The organism is Paenarthrobacter sp. CM16, from assembly GCF_013179505.1.
In the GTDB taxonomy this organism is placed as follows: domain Bacteria; phylum Actinomycetota; class Actinomycetes; order Actinomycetales; family Micrococcaceae; genus Arthrobacter.
The window spans coordinates 1-1128 of the sequence record NZ_JABMCX010000557.1 but is presented as its reverse complement, the minus strand read 5'-3'; the positions used below and the strand labels follow the sequence as shown (position 1 = coordinate 1128).

1 protein-coding gene is annotated in these 1128 nt (G+C 62.5%); it reads right to left on the bottom strand.

Going from position 1 to position 1128, the window contains the following annotated elements:
- On the bottom strand, window positions 1-1036 hold a 1036-nt coding region (gene mmsA / locus HP499_RS24445), incomplete at its 3' end, for a CoA-acylating methylmalonate-semialdehyde dehydrogenase (protein ID WP_172326602.1).
- Window positions 1037-1128 lie beyond the last annotated feature (92 nt).

Sequence of the window (1128 nt, the reverse complement as noted above, 5' to 3'; positions counted from 1 at the left end):
CGGCTTCGGTGACGATCTTGACGATCCGTTCCTTGGAGGCCGGGGTAATGACCGGACCCATTTCGGCGTCGGGTTCGGTACCGTTCTTGACCTTCACGGCCAAGGCGCGTTCTTCGACCTTCTTCACGATCAGGTCCGCGGCGTCACCAACAGCAACGGCGACGGAGATGGCCATGCAGCGCTCTCCCGCGGAGCCGAAGGCGGCAGCAGCGAGGTGGTCGGCTGCGTTGTCCAGGTCAGCGTCGGGCATCACGATTGCGTGGTTCTTCGCACCGCCCAGGGCCTGGACACGCTTGCCGTGCTTGGTTGCGGTCTCATGGACGTACTGGGCGATCGGGGTGGATCCAACAAAGGAGATGCCGTCCACGTCCGGGTGTGTCAGCAATCCATCTACGGTTTCCTTGCCGCCATGGAGGACCTGGAACACGCCGTCGGGAAGGCCGGCCTGCTTCCACAGTTTTGCCAGCAGCATGGACGCGGAGGGGTCACGCTCGGAGGGCTTGAGGATGAACGCGTTACCGGTGGCGATTGCCATGGGTGCCATCCACAGCGGGACCATCACCGGGAAGTTGAAGGGGGTTATTCCGGCGACGACGCCCAGGGGCTCGCGGAAGGAGAAGACGTCGATGCCAGTGGAGACCTGGTCCGAGTAATCGCCCTTGAGAAGCTGCGGGATGCCGCAGGCGAACTCGATCACTTCAAGGCCGCGGCCGATCTCGCCCTTGGCGTCGGATAGGACTTTGCCGTGCTCGGCGGTGATCAGCTCTGCCAGTTCCTCCACGTGGGCGGCGACGAGCTCGCGGAACTTGAACAGCACTGCGGTGCGCTTGGCCAGGGAAATATCACCCCAGGACTCAGCGGCCTTCTTCGCCGCAGCGACGGTGGTGTTCAGGTCTGCCTCATTGGCCAGGCGCAGTTCAGCGGAAACCTGACCCGTGGCTGGGTTGTACACGGGCTGGGTGCGGTCACCCTCGCCGGTGGTTTCAGCTCCGTTGATGAAGTGGTGAATGGTGGTAAGTGTGGTCGTCGTCGACATGTGCGGACTTCCTTTTGTCTGTGGCTGTAAGTACCAGGGTTAGCCGAGCAGTTTGCGCTGGCGGTTCTTGTGGTCGGTGTATGTCTTGTAGG